Source organism: Streptomyces sp. NPDC001604 (assembly GCF_042893475.1).
Classification (GTDB): domain Bacteria; phylum Actinomycetota; class Actinomycetes; order Streptomycetales; family Streptomycetaceae; genus Streptomyces.
In genome coordinates this window covers 736,121-749,337 of sequence record NZ_JBIAUY010000001.1, presented here as the reverse complement: position 1 = coordinate 749,337, position 13,217 = coordinate 736,121, and the positions used below count along the sequence as shown (strand labels likewise).

Here is a 13,217-nt window from a genome sequence, read left to right as displayed (position 1 = left end):
GTGAGAAGGGGTGGGCGGGATGCTCCGCAACGGACTGGAACCCTGGCACCTGCTGGTCCTGGCGATCGTCATCATCGTGCTGTTCGGCTCCAAGAAGCTGCCTGAGGCCGCCCGCGGTCTCGGCAAGTCCATGCGCATCCTCAAGAGCGAGGCGAAGGCGATGAAGGAGGACGGCGCCGCCCCGGCTCCCGCCGCCCAGCCGCAGTCCGAGCCCGCGTCCGACGCGACGGCCGCCCGCGTCATCCAGTCCTCCCCGGGAGATGCCGCATCGGCCCGTCCGGTCTCCGAGGACAGCACGGTTCGCTGAGCCGGAGAGGCGTGCCGGTACGGCGTACCGGCCCGGCGCGGGTGGGAGGTGTGACACAGCCCACCTGCGAACGGGATAACGCTTGCTATATTGCGCAATCAACCAACCCGAGGGGTGCGCCGTGGCGCCGTCGGTTGGCGTCGGCCACAGCGTAGGGAGTGGGAGTTGAGCGACCCCTGGGGCGGAAATCGTGGCCATGCGGCCACCCGAGATCGTTCAGCAAGCGTTCCTCGTCAGCGGGAGTCCGATGACGGCACGTCCCGTCCACCGCAGGGCGGCCGGGCCGCGGCCCGGCAGGCGGCACGCTCCCGGGGGCGCGGCGCGGGCCGCCGGGCCAAGCCCGTCGCCCGGCGCAGAAGGATCGCCCGCATAGCCCTGTTCACGGTGGCGGTGCTGATCCTGGTCACGGCCGGAGCCGGTGCCTGGCTGTACGAGCATCTGAACGGCAACATCAAGAGCGTCGCGATCGACGACGGCGCCGGCGGGCAGGAGAAGGCCGACGCCTTCGGGCGGACCCCCATCAACATCCTGGTGATCGGCTCCGACGGCCGGAACAACGCGGCCGACTGCAAACTGGGCGGCGGCTGCGGCTCGGCGAGTGCGACCGTCGGTCACAACGCGGACGTGGAGATGGTGGTGCACGTCTCCGCCGACCGCTCCAACGCCACCGTGATGAGCGTCCCGCGCGACACCATGACCCACGTCCCCGCGTGCAAGGACCCGGACAGCAGCCAGGCGACGTCCGGCTACTACGGCCAGATCAACAGCGCGCTGCAGTACGGCCCCGCGTGCCAGGTCAAAACCATTCACCAGCTCACCGGCATCACCATCGACCACTTCGTGATGCTCGACTTCGCCGGAGTGGTGAAGATGTCCGACGCGGTCGGCGGCGTCGACGTCTGCGTCAGCGACAACGTCTACGACACCTACTCCCATCTGAAGCTCGTCAAGGGCACCCACACCCTCCAGGGCGATGCGGCGCTGGAGTTCGTCCGCTCCCGGCACGGCTTCGGCGACGGCAGCGACCTGGGCCGTACCGTCTCCCAGCACCTCTTCCTCAGCGCCATGATCCGCAAGTTCAAGAGCGCGGGGACCCTCACGGACCCGGCGAAGGTCTACTCCCTGGCGGACGCCGCCACCAAGGCGCTGACCGTGGACACCGGCCTGGGCAGCGTCACCAAACTCGTGAACCTGGCGACGGATCTGAACAAGGTCCCGTCCAAGCGGATGACGTTCACCACGATGCAGACCGCGGCCGACCCGACCAACGCCAACCGGGTCGTCCCCGCCGCCTCCGCCGACTCGCTGTTCGCGACCATCGCGAACGACCAGTCCCTGACCTCGGACAGCGGCAAGAAGAAGACGCCCTCCGCGTCCCAGTCCCCGTCGACGTCGGCCACCGTGCCGGCCTCCGAGGTCGCCGTACAGGTCGAGAACGGCACCACCACCGGCGGACGCGCCTCCGTGGTCGCGCAGGCCCTCCTCTCCAAGGGCTTCAGCTCGAACACCACCACGGGCAACGCCCCCGCGCAGTCGTCGCGGACGACGATCACCTACGGCCCCGGGCAGAAGGCCCAGGCCCAGACGGCGGCCTCCGCCCTCGGACTGCCCGCCTCGCACCTCACCCAGGGCAGCAGCAGCGGCGTGGTCCTCGTCATCGGCAGCGACTGGCCGAGCGGCACGGCGTACGGCTCCTCGGGCGGCTCCTCGGCCGCCCCCGCCGACACGCACGCCGCGGTCGCCGACGCGCACGCCCAGACCGCAGACAAGGCCAAGACCTGCGCGAAGGTCAGCCCCTACAAGACGGTGCAGATCAACGGGGTGCCGATGACGCCGTCCCAGGCGTACGCGGCGGCCAGGGGCAAGGAGGACTCGGCGCCCTGATCGAGCGCCGCGCTGCCTTGGACGCGTCCGGAGCGAAGGCAGCTCTGCGCTGACGAAAGGGTGGCGGTTCAGTCGGCGCCGGGGCTCTGCCCCGCCGCGGTGTCGTAGGCGGCGCGGGCCTCGGCGATGGCGGACCGGTGCCGCTCGGCCCAGCCCACCAGCCCGGTCAGTGAGGCGTGGAGCTCCTGGGCCATGGGGGTGAGGCTGTACTCGACCTTGGGCGGCACCGTCGGATACACGGTGCGCACGAGGAGCCCGTCGCGCTCCAGCCGGCGCAGGTTGAGCGTGAGCATCCGGCGGCTGATGCCTTTGATGGCCCGTTCGAGCTCGGTGAAGCGAACCGGGCCGTGGGCGGCGGCGATCAGGATCCCGATGCTCCACTTGCCCGCCACGCGGTCGAGCACCTCGGTGACCGGGCAGGCTTCGTCTCTCAGCGCTTCGGTGACACGGGTGTGACTGCGTGACATGAAAGTGCCTCCTTCCGGCGACCAGCAAGGTTATCGATGATGACTGCTGTTACAAGTCGTGAACCAAGGGGGAAGACATGCCCGTTCGTGCTCTCGTCGTCGATCCGTCCGCATCCGCGGCCGTCCGCCTCGCCGAGGTGTCCGACCCCGTGCCCGCGCCGGGCCAGGTCCTGGTGGACGTCTCCCACGCCTCGTTGAACTACGGCGACCTCAACGACGCCCGCTCCGGGCGCATCCCCGTGGGCGCGGTGCTCGGTTCGGACGCCGCCGGAGTGGTCGTTCGGGCCATGGCCGACGGAACGGGCCCGGCGGTGGGCACCCGGGTGGTGGCGCTGACCGCGGGAGCGTTCGCCGAGCGCGTGGCGATCGACGTGGGTGCCCTCGCCGAGGTGCCGAAGGGCCTGCAGCCGGCGCAGGCCGCGGCTCTGCCGGTCGCCGGAGTGGCGGCACTGCGCTCGCTGCGGGCAGCGGGGCTCGGACCGGACAAAAGGGTGCTGGTCACCGGGGCCTCCGGCGGGGTCGGCCGGTTCGCGGTGCAGCTGGCGGCGCGGGCCGGTGCCCATGTGATCGCCTCGGTGGGCTCGGCGGCCCGCGCAGAGGGGCTGAGCGAGGCCGGTGCCGACGAGGTGCTGATCGGACTGGAGTGTCTCCACCGACCGGTCGACGTGGTCATCGACAGCGTCGGCGGCTCCCAGCTGGTCGCGGCATGGAACCTGCTCGCTCCCGGCGGCAGCGTGCAGAGCGTCGGCTGGACTTCCGGCGAACCGGCGGTCTTTGCGCCGTACGCGACCGTCGGCCCGGCCAAGTCGCTGAACTCCTTCGTCATCGAAGGCGAGGCCGGCGCGGACCTGGCCGTTCTCACCCGGTTGGCTGCCGAGGGGCTCCTCAGGGTCGAGGTCGGCTGGCAGGGCTCCTGGGACCGCTTCGAGGAGGCCGCCGAGGCCCTGCGCGGACGCCGCGTCGTCGGGAAAGCGGTCATGGCCCTGGGAAGCCCGCTCTGACAGCAAAAACGCCCTCCCGAAGGAGGGCGGAGACTGGGCGCCCCCGGCAGGACTCGAACCTGCGGCCAAGCGCTTAGAAGGCGCCTGCTCTATCCACTGAGCTACGGGGGCCGGTGTGTGGCCGCTGTCGTGGGTGCCCGGGTGTGGGCCGTTCCGTGACGTGCCGGGGACAAGGATAGGGCTCCCGTGTCCTTGTCCCTGTTGCTTCGCCTCCGTGGCTCGATGTGGAGGTTCGGTGAAGCGGTCCTGATAATCGCAGGCAGGTACGAATCGTGCATCGCTTTTGGGTCCTCGCGCACCGGGTGTTGTGCACTCGTTATGCCTGGAGTGTGCCTGCGTCCCAGTCATCCCTTCCGTCCCTTGTGTCCTGTCGGCGCGCAGACATGCTCATATGCTTCAGAATTCCCCTAAAATCGGGCATTCTCCGCATGTGGTGACCTTGGACGTACGGCCTCAGCTGCTCGACGCACTCTCCGCCCTGCGGGACAGTGTCGCCGCCGCACGCTTCCCGCTGCCCCTGGCCGGGGCTCCACGCGCGCGTGCCAACCGCGACGAACTGCTCGCACAGCTCGACGACTACTTGGTGCCCCGGTTGCGGGAGCCCGAAGCGCCCTTGCTGGCCGTCGTGGGCGGCTCGACGGGAGCCGGCAAGTCGACCCTCGTCAACTCCCTCGTGGGGCGCCGGGTCAGCGAGGCGGGCGTGCTGCGGCCGACCACGCGCACACCGGTGCTCGTGTGCCACCCGGAGGACCATCACTGGTTCAGCGGGATGAGGGTGCTGCCCGACCTCACGCGCGTGTGGGTGCCCCATCAGGACGCCGGGGAGGACCTGTTGCTCCCCGGGGAGGACCCCGCGCGCGTGCTGCGCGTCGAGACCGCCGACACGATGCCGCGCGGGCTCGCCCTCCTCGACGCCCCCGACATCGACTCCCTGATCGCCGACAACCGTGTCCTGGCCGCCGAACTCGTCTGCGCGGCCGACATCTGGGTCATGGTCACCACGGCCGCCCGCTACGCCGACGCCGTCCCCTGGCATCTGCTGCGCACCGCGAAGGAGTACGACGCCACCCTCGTGACGGTGCTCGACCGCGTGCCGCACCAGGTCGTCTCCGAGGTGTCCCGGCAGTACGGCGCGCTGCTCACCAAGGCCGGACTCGGCGACATCCCGCGCTTCACCGTGCCCGAACTGCCCGAGTCCGCCTGGGGAAGCGGGCTGCTGCCGGCCACCGCCGTGGCCTCGCTGCGGACCTGGCTCGTACACCTGGCGCAGGACCCGGCCGCCCGGCAGCAGGCCATGGCCCGTACCGCCAACGGGATGCTCGACTCCCTCAGGATCCGGCTGCCCGAACTGGCCAATGCCGCCGCCGCCCAGTACGCGGCGGCCCTGCGGCTCACCAATGCCGTCGAAGGCGCGTACGACGGCGAGCACGCGCGCGTGCGCGGCCGGCTGCAGGCAGGCGCCGTACTCGCCGGGGACGCCCTCAAGCGGTGGCGGGCGTTCCCCCTGGACTGCTCCGCCGGAGAGCTCCTGGACGCGCTCGTGGAGAGCCTTGCCACGCTCCTGCTGTGCGCCGTCACCGCCGCCGACGAGCGCATCCGGGAGGCCTGGCGGCGCGAACCCGCCGCGAGCGCCCCGGAGCTGACGGAACAGGAACCGTCGGCGGAGAGCGCGGAGGACCGCATCGGGCTGGCCGTACGGCGATGGCGGCGCGAGCTCGAGGAGTACGCCGAGGAAGAGGTCCGCGACCTCGACCGCAATGTCGCGCCGGACCCCGAGGTCGTCGCGGCCCTCGTCGCCACCGCGCTGCTGGGCGGCCGCCGGGCGCGTCCGGCCGGCGAAGGGCTCGCCGAGCGGATCGGCGCGCACGGGGCGCTGCGGCTGCGCGACCGGGGCGGGCGGCTGCTCACCGAGCACCTCGACCGGGTCATGCACACCGAACGCGAGCGCCGTCTCGCACCCCTCGACGCCCTCGAGATCCACCCCGAGCCCCAGGCCGAACTCATCGCCGCGCTGTCCGTACTGCAGAAGGAGAGGTGACCGGTGACTGCCGTCACAGACGAGGACCACACTGGCCGGGCCGAGCACCCCGAAGAGAGCGCCAAGAGCCTGACGGGAGGGGACCGAACGGTGAAGCAGGGGTCCGGCGAGCGTGAGTCCGGCGTACGTGACAAAGGCGGCCACGCGCGCGTGGTGGACGTCGCCACCGCCCGTCGTACGGAGTCCACGAGCGCCTGGGACGACGGGTTGATCGCGCGGCGCGCCACCGAGGAGAACACCGGGTCCGAGCACGTCCCGGTGGTGGAGACACGGGCGCTGAGCGTCCAGCCGGCGGTCCCGCTCACCTACGACCGCCCCCTGCGGTCGCGGCTCGACGCGCTGCGGGAACTCGTGGGGCTCTCCCGCACCCGGCTGGACGGCCAGACGCTCGCCGAGGCCGGACGGGTGCTCGACGAAGCGGCGGCGCGGCGCAGGCTCTCCGGGCAGCACACCGTCGTCGCCATCGCGGGCGCCACCGGCAGCGGCAAGTCACAGCTGTTCAACGCCCTGGCCGGGGTACCGATTTCGGAGACCGGCGTACGGCGGCCCACCACCGCGATGCCCATCGCCTGCAGTTGGAGTGACGGCGCGGCGAGCCTCATCGAGCGGCTCGGCATCCCGCCCCGGCTGCGGCGGCGCCCGCTGCAGAGCCCCGAGACGGAGGCGCAACTGCGCGGGCTGGTCCTGGTCGACCTGCCCGACCACGACTCGGCGGCCGTACAGCACCGCGAACAGGTGGACCGGGTCCTGGCCCTCGTCGACGCCGTCATCTGGGTCGTCGACCCCGAGAAGTACGCCGACGCCGTCCTGCACGAGCGCTATCTGCGGCCCATGGCGGGGCATGCGGAGGTCATGTTCGTCGTCCTCAACCAGACCGACCGGCTGCCCGGCGAGGCCACCCACCAGGTCCTCGACGACCTGCGGCGGCTGCTCGACGAGGACGGGATCGCCCTGGGCGAGTACGGCGATCCCGGCGCCACCGTGCTCGCGCTGTCCGCACTCACCGGCGACGGCGTCGGTGAACTGCGCGAGGCACTCGGGCAGTTTGTGGCGGAACGCGGAGCCCCGGCACGGCGAATTTCGGCCGATCTCGACGCGGCCGCGGAGGAACTGCGGCCCCTCTACGCGGCGCGGCGGCGGACCGGCCTGAGCGAGGAGGCGCGGGACGAGTTCTCCGCCCGGCTCGCGGACGCGGTGGGTGCGTCCGCCGCCGGCGAGGCGGCCGAGCGCGCCTGGCTGCGCAACGCCAACCGCGCCTGTGGAACGCCCTGGCTGCGGCTGTGGCGCTGGTACCGGGACCGGTCCGAAGCGACCACCGGGCGGGTGCCGTTGCCGCCTCAGACGGACGAGGAGGCCACGGCGCGCCAGCGCGTCGAGCAGGCGGTGCGCACGCTCGCCGACCGGGCCTCGACCGGGCTGCCCGCGCCCTGGGCCCAGGCGGTGCGCGAGGCGGCCGTACGCGGCTCCCACGGGCTGCCCGAGGCGCTCGATGAACTGGCGGTACGGGCGGGTCTGCCGCCGGGCCGGCCACCGCGGCCCGGCTGGTGGCCGCTGGCCGTCATGGCCCAGGTCTCCATGACGCTCCTTCAAGTCGTGGGCGGGCTGTGGCTGCTGGGGCAGATCATCGGGTTCATGGCGCCGAACCTCGGGGTGCCGGTGCTGCTGATGGCGGCCGGCATCATCGGCGGCCCGATCGTCGAGTGGAGCTGCCGGATGGCGGCGCGCGGACCGGCTCGGCGCTACGGCACCGACGCGGAACGGCGATTGCGGGAGGCGGCCGCCGGGTGCGGCCGGGCCCGGGTGCTGGATCCGGTGGCGGCGGAGCTGCTGCGCTACCGGGAGGTGCGGGAGCAGTACGGGCGGGTGAAGGGAGTGGGGACCGGGCCCCGGTGACACCCGGACGGGGCGGCGGGTTCCGGAGGGTGACGGTGAGCCTTTCTGCAGATGATCACTCATCGGAGTGCTCCTGGACTCACCCGTCCGGGTGATGGAGTTTTCCACGCGTGGGGGGCGGTCCACAGGGCTCAGCGGGCTCGGCCCGACGGAGGCAGTCTGGCGGTGCGGCGATCGCGAGGGACGCGGTCGCCGCGGCAGACGCAGCCGTACGGGACGGGCCCGTAGGCATGTCCGCCCGGCCCCGGCGGCCGGGCGAGGGAGGGGGTCGTGATGAACGAGACGATCATCTGCGCCGTGGGGAACGTGGCGACGAAGCCGGCGTTCCGGGATCTGGCGTCGGGGCCGTCGGCGCGCTTCCGGCTCGCGGTGACCACGCGCTATCTGGACCGTGAGAAGAACGAGTGGACCGACGGCCACACCAACTTCTTCACGGTGTGGGCCAGGCGGCAGTTGGCCACGAACGTGACGGCCTCGCTGGACGTGGGTGACCCCGTCATCGTGCAGGGCAGGCTCAAGGTGCGTGAGGATGCGCGCGAGGGACAGAACTGGGTCTCGGCGGACCTCGAGGCGGTGGCGATCGGCCATGACCTCACGCGGGGGACCTCGGCGTTCCGGCGGCCGGGCAGGCCGGATCCGGAGGCTGCCGCTGCAGCACCCCGGCAGCCCGAGCCCAACTGGGAGACCCCGCCCGGCGGTTCGGAGACCGACTCGACCCAACGGGAGCCGGAGCCCGCTGCGGTGACGTGATGTCAGTCGGTGCCCCGAGCTGACCGTACTGCGGCTTATCGGCGAATGCGTTCCGAACGGTCCGGTGGATTTGTCGATAAGCCCTGCTCATGGGCCCTCTTGGCGATAACGATTCCGAGTCGGATCGCTTGTCCGACGGTATGACCGGCAAGCGCGGTGCGCCGCGTCCATAGGATGCCCGGCATAGCTCTTGGGGCTTCTGATTCTGCTGGTGGGACCACACCCCCCACGTCAATGGTCCTGCTCGAAGGGGAATTTGGTGTTTTCTTCTTTCTCTGCGCCGTCCGCACGCAGGCGAGGGGCCGTGCGCCTCGCCGCCGCGACGCTGGTGTCCGGTCTTGTGGCCGTCGGGGTGCTCTCCGGAGCCGGTACGGCCACCGCGGAGGAGACGACACAGGGCCAGGGCGGGGCGACCGCCACCATAGGCGGCCTCAAGACGTACGGCACCGCCGTGATCCATGAGAAGACCGGGGACCAGCAGGTCTCGGCGGGCCTGTTCGAGATGTCCGTCGACGGCGGCGGCACCCTGCAGACGTACTGCGTCGACATCCACAACCCCACCCAGCGGGACGCCAAGTACCACGAGACCGCGTGGAGCGGCACCTCGCTGGGCGCCAACAAGAACGCCGGCCGGATCCGCTGGATCCTGCAGCACTCCTACCCGCAGGTCAATGACCTGGCGACGCTCGCGGCGAAGGCGGGCGTCCAGGGCGGCCTGACCGAGCAGGACGCGGCGGCGGGCACCCAGGTGGCCATCTGGCGCTACTCGGACCACGCCGACGTGGACGCCGTCGACCCGCAGGCCGAGAAGCTCGCGGACTACCTGCAGAAGAGCGCGGTCGACCTGGCGGAGCCCGCGGCGTCGCTGACGCTGGACCCGCCCGCGGTCTCCGGCCACCCCGGCGGGCTGCTCGGCCCGGTGACCGTGCACACCAACGCGGCCGGCGTGACCGTGACGCCGCCGATGGGTGCGGCGACCAGCGGGGTACGGATCGTCGGCAAGGACGGCAAGCCCCTCACCTCCGCGGCCGACGGCAGCCAGGTCTTCTTCGAGGTGCCCGAGCACGCCGCCGACGGCTCGGCCGAGCTCACCGTGCAGGCCTCGACCACCGTGCCGGTGGGCCGCGCCTTCGCCTCCGACACCCGCAGCCAGACGCAGATCCTGGCCGGCTCCAGCGAGTCGACGGTCTCGGCGACGGCCGGCGCGAGCTGGGCGAAGAAGGGCGCGATACCGGCCCTGTCGGCCGCGAGGGACTGCACCAAGGAGGGCGTGGACATCATCGCCGCCAATCAGGGCGACGAGGCGTTCACCTTCGAGCTGATGGGGATCGAGCACAGCATCCCGGCGGGCGGGGCCCGCACGGTGACGATCCCCCTGCAGGAGGACCAGCCCTACGACTTCACGATCACGGGACCCGCCGGCCTCAAGGAACGCTTCACCGGCATCCTCGACTGCAGGACCCAGACCTCCCAGACCGGCAACGCGACCCAGATCCTCAGCGAACCGAGCCCCGCGACGGTGGGCGGCATCGCAGACGACACCAACCTCGCCGCCACCGGCGGCTCCAGCACGACCCCGCTGATCGCGGGCATCGCCATCGCCTTCGTGGTGATCGGCGGCGCGGCCCTGGTCCTCGTAGGAAAGAAGGACGCACCGACACAGGACTGAGCCGTCGGAGGAAGTCCCTACACCTACGAGAAGGAACGCCTCCCCAACACCCGCCCCTCCAGGACGTGTTCGGCCACATGCATGGAGCTCGGTGAGATGGATGGGCAGGATGGCCTCATGACGAAGTCATCCGTGTCGCCGGCGTCGTGCGCCTCCTCGGGCTCGGTGCTGTCCCTGTGGTCGCAGGATTCGGTGCTGTCGATCGGCTCGGTGGGGTCGGTGCTGTCCATCGGGTCCGTCGGGTCGGCCCTGTCCGTCGGGTCGGTCGGGAGCGTGCTCTCCGGCGGGTCGATCGGTTCGGCGCTGTCGCTGATCTCGGCCGGGTCATGGCTGAGCACGGGATCACTGCTGTCCGCGCAGTCCCGGTGGTCGGTGCTGTCCTGGCGTTCCTCCCGTGCCTTCCGGTCGGCGGGGGTGGTCGGGGCGACGGCCGTGGCTGCCCTGCTGCTGGCTCAGCGGCTGTCCAAGGTGAACGGCGACCACTGAAAGTGACCATGGCGCCGAGGGGGTGAATCTGCGAGAGGATCTCGGTCAGCGTCTTCCACCCGGCGGCGGACACCGACCCGAGAAGGGCCGATCTCGTGATCATCTTTGGCACCAAGGGATACCTGTACCAGCTCGCGATACTCACGCTGGTGTGCGGAGGCTGCGGCAACCCTGCCGCGCACACGCTCAGGAAGCGCGTCACGAAGTTCACGCTGTTCTTCGTGCCGCTGTTCCCCATCTCGACGAGGTACGCCACGCAGTGCACCTTCTGCGGCGCGGAACAGAAGGTCACCAAGGAACAGGCCGAACAGCTCCAGGCCCAGTCCACAGGCACCCCCGACGGCCGGCCCTACGGGCAGCCGCAGCAGCCCCACCAGCACCCCGGAGCCTGAGCACCCACCGTCGCGGGCAGGAAACACATACAAAGGTCATGTACGCGACTGCCGCCACCGTTCCCACCGTCCCGAGTGCCAAGCCGATCAAGGGCTGGGCATGGCCCGCTGTGACCTGAGATGATCCGGCCCGAATCATGATCACGAGAGAGTCCAGGCATGCAACCTTCGAGACCGGGCAGGGCCGGCACTGTGTCCTGCCGGCGCGTGAAGCGGCCGCGTATTTCGCTGCTGGTCGCCGCGCTGGGCATCGTTGCCGTCTCCGTTACGGGGTGCGGCAGTTCCGATGATGAAGAACTGCCGGTGCGAGTGGTCAACGAGTCGGCCTGGGATGCCCGCGTGTTCGGTTGTCCGCAGTGCGGAAAGCACGGCCTCGTGGTCGTAGGGGATCCTGACCGAAAGCCTGGCGAGGGCGGTGCCTTCTTCGGGTGGACCGAGGGACGCGCGTGGCCGAAGACGTACGAGGTCGTCGTCCGAGGAGTGGAGTCGGCCTGCCCCTTCATCGACCCCGAGCCTGGTAAGGAGAAGGGCGCAGTGGGGACCCGTGACGTCATCTACATAGTGGACGAGAGCGGGAAATGCGTCGCAGGGCCGGCGAGCATGGACGACATCCACACCAGCGGTTGACACCACCAAGATGTCGGGCTGAGCCGTCCCTGGGCCGTGCCAGGGTGCCCGAGGCCGACCAGTGGCGACCGACAGTGACAGTCGAGCGGCCCCCGCCGACAACGAAACCGCAGGTCAGAGCCGCCCCGCCATACGCGTTTCCCCCCAGGGGTGGCGGTCAGGCAAGATGGGGTGCTACTTGCCGCCGGAGGGCATGAAATAGCCCCTCACCAGCGGGTTTCCCACCGATGAGGGGCCGTGTCAGGCGGCTTGGGCCGTCTGTGGGCCGTCGTGAGCGTGACCGGCGGCCCGGTACATCGCGGAGATGGCTTTCCGGGTCCGGGTCTCGCTGGACGGCATCAGGTGTGTGTAGACGCGGAGCGTGAACCCTGGGTCGCTGTGGCCGAGGTAGAGGCTCAGGGCCTTGATGTTCTCTCCGGCGTCCAGGAGGACCGAGGCGTAGAAGTGCCGGAGCGCGTGCATGCCGTGCTCGCGAGCCGCCGCGTAGCGCTGTCCCTTCTCGGGGACGGGGATTATCCCGGCGGAGGCCAACGCGGGCTTCCAGGACTGGTCGTTGAACCCCTGGCTCCAGATGGCGGAGCCGACGCCGTTCGTGAAGACCAACCGGTGCTTGACCTTCGGGCCGTCCGGCCGGAGCCACGGCAAGGTGACGTCGACAGGCGGAAACAGCTTCATGTTCTCTTCGAGCGCGGCCGACACCTCGGGGTCGAGTGGGACGTTACGGAGCTTGCCGGGCTTGGGCGGGGCGAAGACGAGCGTCCCGCGGACCTTCTTGACCTGCTGGCGGACGTAGAGCCAGCCGAGGTCACCGATGTTGTCGACGGCCAGCCCGAAGATCTCACCCTGTCGCAGGCCGCACCCGGCGCCAACGTCGACCGTGGCCCGGTAGCGGTCGGGCAGTCCAGCCCGGACGCCGAATACCTGCTCAGCGGACCACGGATGGACGCGTGTCGGCAGGAGACGGGGTGCCTTAACCGATCGCGCCCGGCAGGGGTTCGAGGCCAGCAGACGGTCATCTACGGCCGCGTTGAGCACCGAGGAGACCGCGTCGAAGATCAGGCGTCGGTACTGGGCTGACGACACCGCCCCTTCGAGCTGGCGGCTCCACTCGCGGATGTGCTCCGGCTGGAAGGAGCCCACAGGGCGCGTACCGAGGTAGGGCAGCGCGTGAAGCCTCAACCGGCCTTCCACGGCGGCCCGGCTCGTGAGGTCAGTCGTAAGCGCGGCCAGCCACTTTTCCGCGTACTCCCGGAAGGTGATCCGGGCGGCCCGTGGGTCGATGTACTGCCCGCGCGCCATGTCCGCTTCGATGTTGGTCAACCAGGCGTCGGCCAACCGCTTTTGCTTGTCGGGGAAGCCCTTCGACTTCTCCGTCCCGTCCGGGGCGACGTAGCGGGCGCGGTAGCGCAGGCCCGTGCCATGAGGCTCGGTCTTGACCTTGCGGGTCTTGCCATCCGGGCCGGTCTCGGTCTTGTACCAGCGGTCTTGGATGTGTCCGGCCATCAGGCAGCGACCCCCTCACGCTGGGAGTCGACCCAGGCCCGTACGTCTTCCGGGTCGAAGCGGAGGTGCCGGCCAACGCGGAAGCAGCGGGGACCGGTGCGCTTGCGACGCCATTGGTAGACCGTCTCGACGCTGGGGAGCTTGAACATCACGACCAGGTCGTCAGGAGTCAGGAAGCCGTCCGGCAGCTCCGATGCCAT

At 70.7% G+C, this 13,217-nt stretch carries 13 protein-coding genes and 1 tRNA gene; 10 read left to right on the top strand and 4 right to left on the bottom strand.

The window, feature by feature from the left end:
• The first annotated feature begins 19 nt into the window (after positions 1–19).
• A complete protein-coding gene (gene tatA, locus ACFY1E_RS03450) occupies positions 20–307 on the top strand; it encodes a Sec-independent protein translocase subunit TatA (RefSeq protein ID WP_115908097.1) in 288 nt (95 codons plus the stop codon).
• Between the two features lie 165 nt (positions 308–472).
• Positions 473–2,191, top strand: a complete 1,719-nt coding sequence (locus tag ACFY1E_RS03445; RefSeq protein ID WP_389070839.1) for an LCP family protein — start codon at positions 473–475, stop codon at positions 2,189–2,191.
• Positions 2,192–2,259: 68 nt separating this feature from the next.
• On the opposite strand, the gene ACFY1E_RS03440 is transcribed toward ACFY1E_RS03445, so the two are convergent.
• Positions 2,260–2,658: a winged helix-turn-helix transcriptional regulator gene (locus ACFY1E_RS03440; protein ID WP_389070838.1), complete on the bottom strand. Its 399-nt coding sequence runs from the start codon at positions 2,656–2,658 to the stop codon at positions 2,260–2,262.
• A 77-nt stretch (positions 2,659–2,735) separates the two neighbouring features.
• Here ACFY1E_RS03440 and ACFY1E_RS03435 point away from each other — a divergent pair, with 77 nt between their 5' ends.
• The gene (locus ACFY1E_RS03435; protein WP_389070836.1) at positions 2,736–3,659 is read left to right on the top strand and encodes a zinc-binding dehydrogenase; all 924 of its coding nucleotides are present in this window, start codon (positions 2,736–2,738) and stop codon (positions 3,657–3,659) included.
• Positions 3,660–3,697: 38 nt separating this feature from the next.
• Here the strand turns inward: ACFY1E_RS03435 and ACFY1E_RS03430 are convergent.
• Positions 3,698–3,770: transfer RNA gene (locus tag ACFY1E_RS03430), tRNA-Arg, on the bottom strand.
• Between the two features lie 319 nt (positions 3,771–4,089).
• Between ACFY1E_RS03430 and ACFY1E_RS03425 the strand changes: the two genes are divergently transcribed.
• The 7 genes from ACFY1E_RS03425 (at position 4,090) to ACFY1E_RS03395 (ending at position 11,514) form a co-directional block, all read left to right on the top strand.
• Positions 4,090–5,697: a dynamin family protein gene (locus ACFY1E_RS03425; protein ID WP_389070833.1), complete on the top strand. Its 1,608-nt coding sequence runs from the start codon at positions 4,090–4,092 to the stop codon at positions 5,695–5,697.
• 150 nt (positions 5,698–5,847) lie between these two features.
• Positions 5,848–7,590, top strand: a complete 1,743-nt coding sequence (locus tag ACFY1E_RS03420; RefSeq protein WP_389071612.1) for a GTPase — start codon at positions 5,848–5,850, stop codon at positions 7,588–7,590.
• A gap of 273 nt (positions 7,591–7,863) precedes the next feature.
• Positions 7,864–8,340 (top strand): single-stranded DNA-binding protein, encoded by a 477-nt coding sequence (locus tag ACFY1E_RS03415; RefSeq protein WP_389070830.1) that lies wholly within the window; start codon positions 7,864–7,866, stop codon positions 8,338–8,340.
• Between the two features lie 304 nt (positions 8,341–8,644).
• Positions 8,645–10,009, top strand: a complete 1,365-nt coding sequence (locus ACFY1E_RS03410) for a Cys-Gln thioester bond-forming surface protein (RefSeq protein ID WP_389070828.1) — start codon at positions 8,645–8,647, stop codon at positions 10,007–10,009.
• 117 nt (positions 10,010–10,126) lie between these two features.
• Complete coding sequence (locus ACFY1E_RS03405; protein ID WP_389070825.1) at positions 10,127–10,495, top strand: hypothetical protein; 369 nt, start codon at positions 10,127–10,129, stop codon at positions 10,493–10,495.
• Positions 10,496–10,590: 95 nt separating this feature from the next.
• Complete coding sequence (locus tag ACFY1E_RS03400) at positions 10,591–10,887, top strand: zinc-ribbon domain-containing protein (RefSeq protein WP_389070822.1); 297 nt, start codon at positions 10,591–10,593, stop codon at positions 10,885–10,887.
• 207 nt (positions 10,888–11,094) lie between these two features.
• Complete coding sequence (locus tag ACFY1E_RS03395) at positions 11,095–11,514, top strand: hypothetical protein (RefSeq protein WP_389070821.1); 420 nt, start codon at positions 11,095–11,097, stop codon at positions 11,512–11,514.
• A gap of 240 nt (positions 11,515–11,754) precedes the next feature.
• On the opposite strand, the gene ACFY1E_RS03390 is transcribed toward ACFY1E_RS03395, so the two are convergent.
• Together ACFY1E_RS03390 and ACFY1E_RS03385 are read right to left on the bottom strand one after the other, a co-directional pair.
• The gene (locus ACFY1E_RS03390; RefSeq protein ID WP_389070818.1) at positions 11,755–13,017 is read right to left on the bottom strand and encodes a tyrosine-type recombinase/integrase; all 1,263 of its coding nucleotides are present in this window, start codon (positions 13,015–13,017) and stop codon (positions 11,755–11,757) included.
• Entirely contained in the window at positions 13,017–13,217 is a 201-nt protein-coding gene (locus ACFY1E_RS03385) for a helix-turn-helix transcriptional regulator (RefSeq protein ID WP_389070816.1), read from the bottom strand. Before ACFY1E_RS03385 ends, ACFY1E_RS03390 begins: the two co-directional genes overlap by 1 nt.

Excerpts from the sequence above, each read along its gene's own strand:
- tatA (WP_115908097.1), top strand. The coding sequence starts at position 20 with ATGCTCCGCAACGGACTGGAACCCTGGCACCTGCTGGTCCTGGCGATC.
- ACFY1E_RS03440 (WP_389070838.1), bottom strand. The coding sequence starts at position 2,658 with ATGTCACGCAGTCACACCCGTGTCACCGAAGCGCTGAGAGACGAAGCC.
- ACFY1E_RS03435 (WP_389070836.1), top strand. The coding sequence starts at position 2,736 with ATGCCCGTTCGTGCTCTCGTCGTCGATCCGTCCGCATCCGCGGCCGTC.
- ACFY1E_RS03415 (WP_389070830.1), top strand. The coding sequence starts at position 7,864 with ATGAACGAGACGATCATCTGCGCCGTGGGGAACGTGGCGACGAAGCCG.
- ACFY1E_RS03405 (WP_389070825.1), top strand. The coding sequence starts at position 10,127 with ATGACGAAGTCATCCGTGTCGCCGGCGTCGTGCGCCTCCTCGGGCTCG.
- ACFY1E_RS03390 (WP_389070818.1), bottom strand. The coding sequence starts at position 13,017 with ATGGCCGGACACATCCAAGACCGCTGGTACAAGACCGAGACCGGCCCG.
- ACFY1E_RS03385 (WP_389070816.1), bottom strand. The coding sequence starts at position 13,217 with ATGGCATCGGAGCTGCCGGACGGCTTCCTGACTCCTGACGACCTGGTC.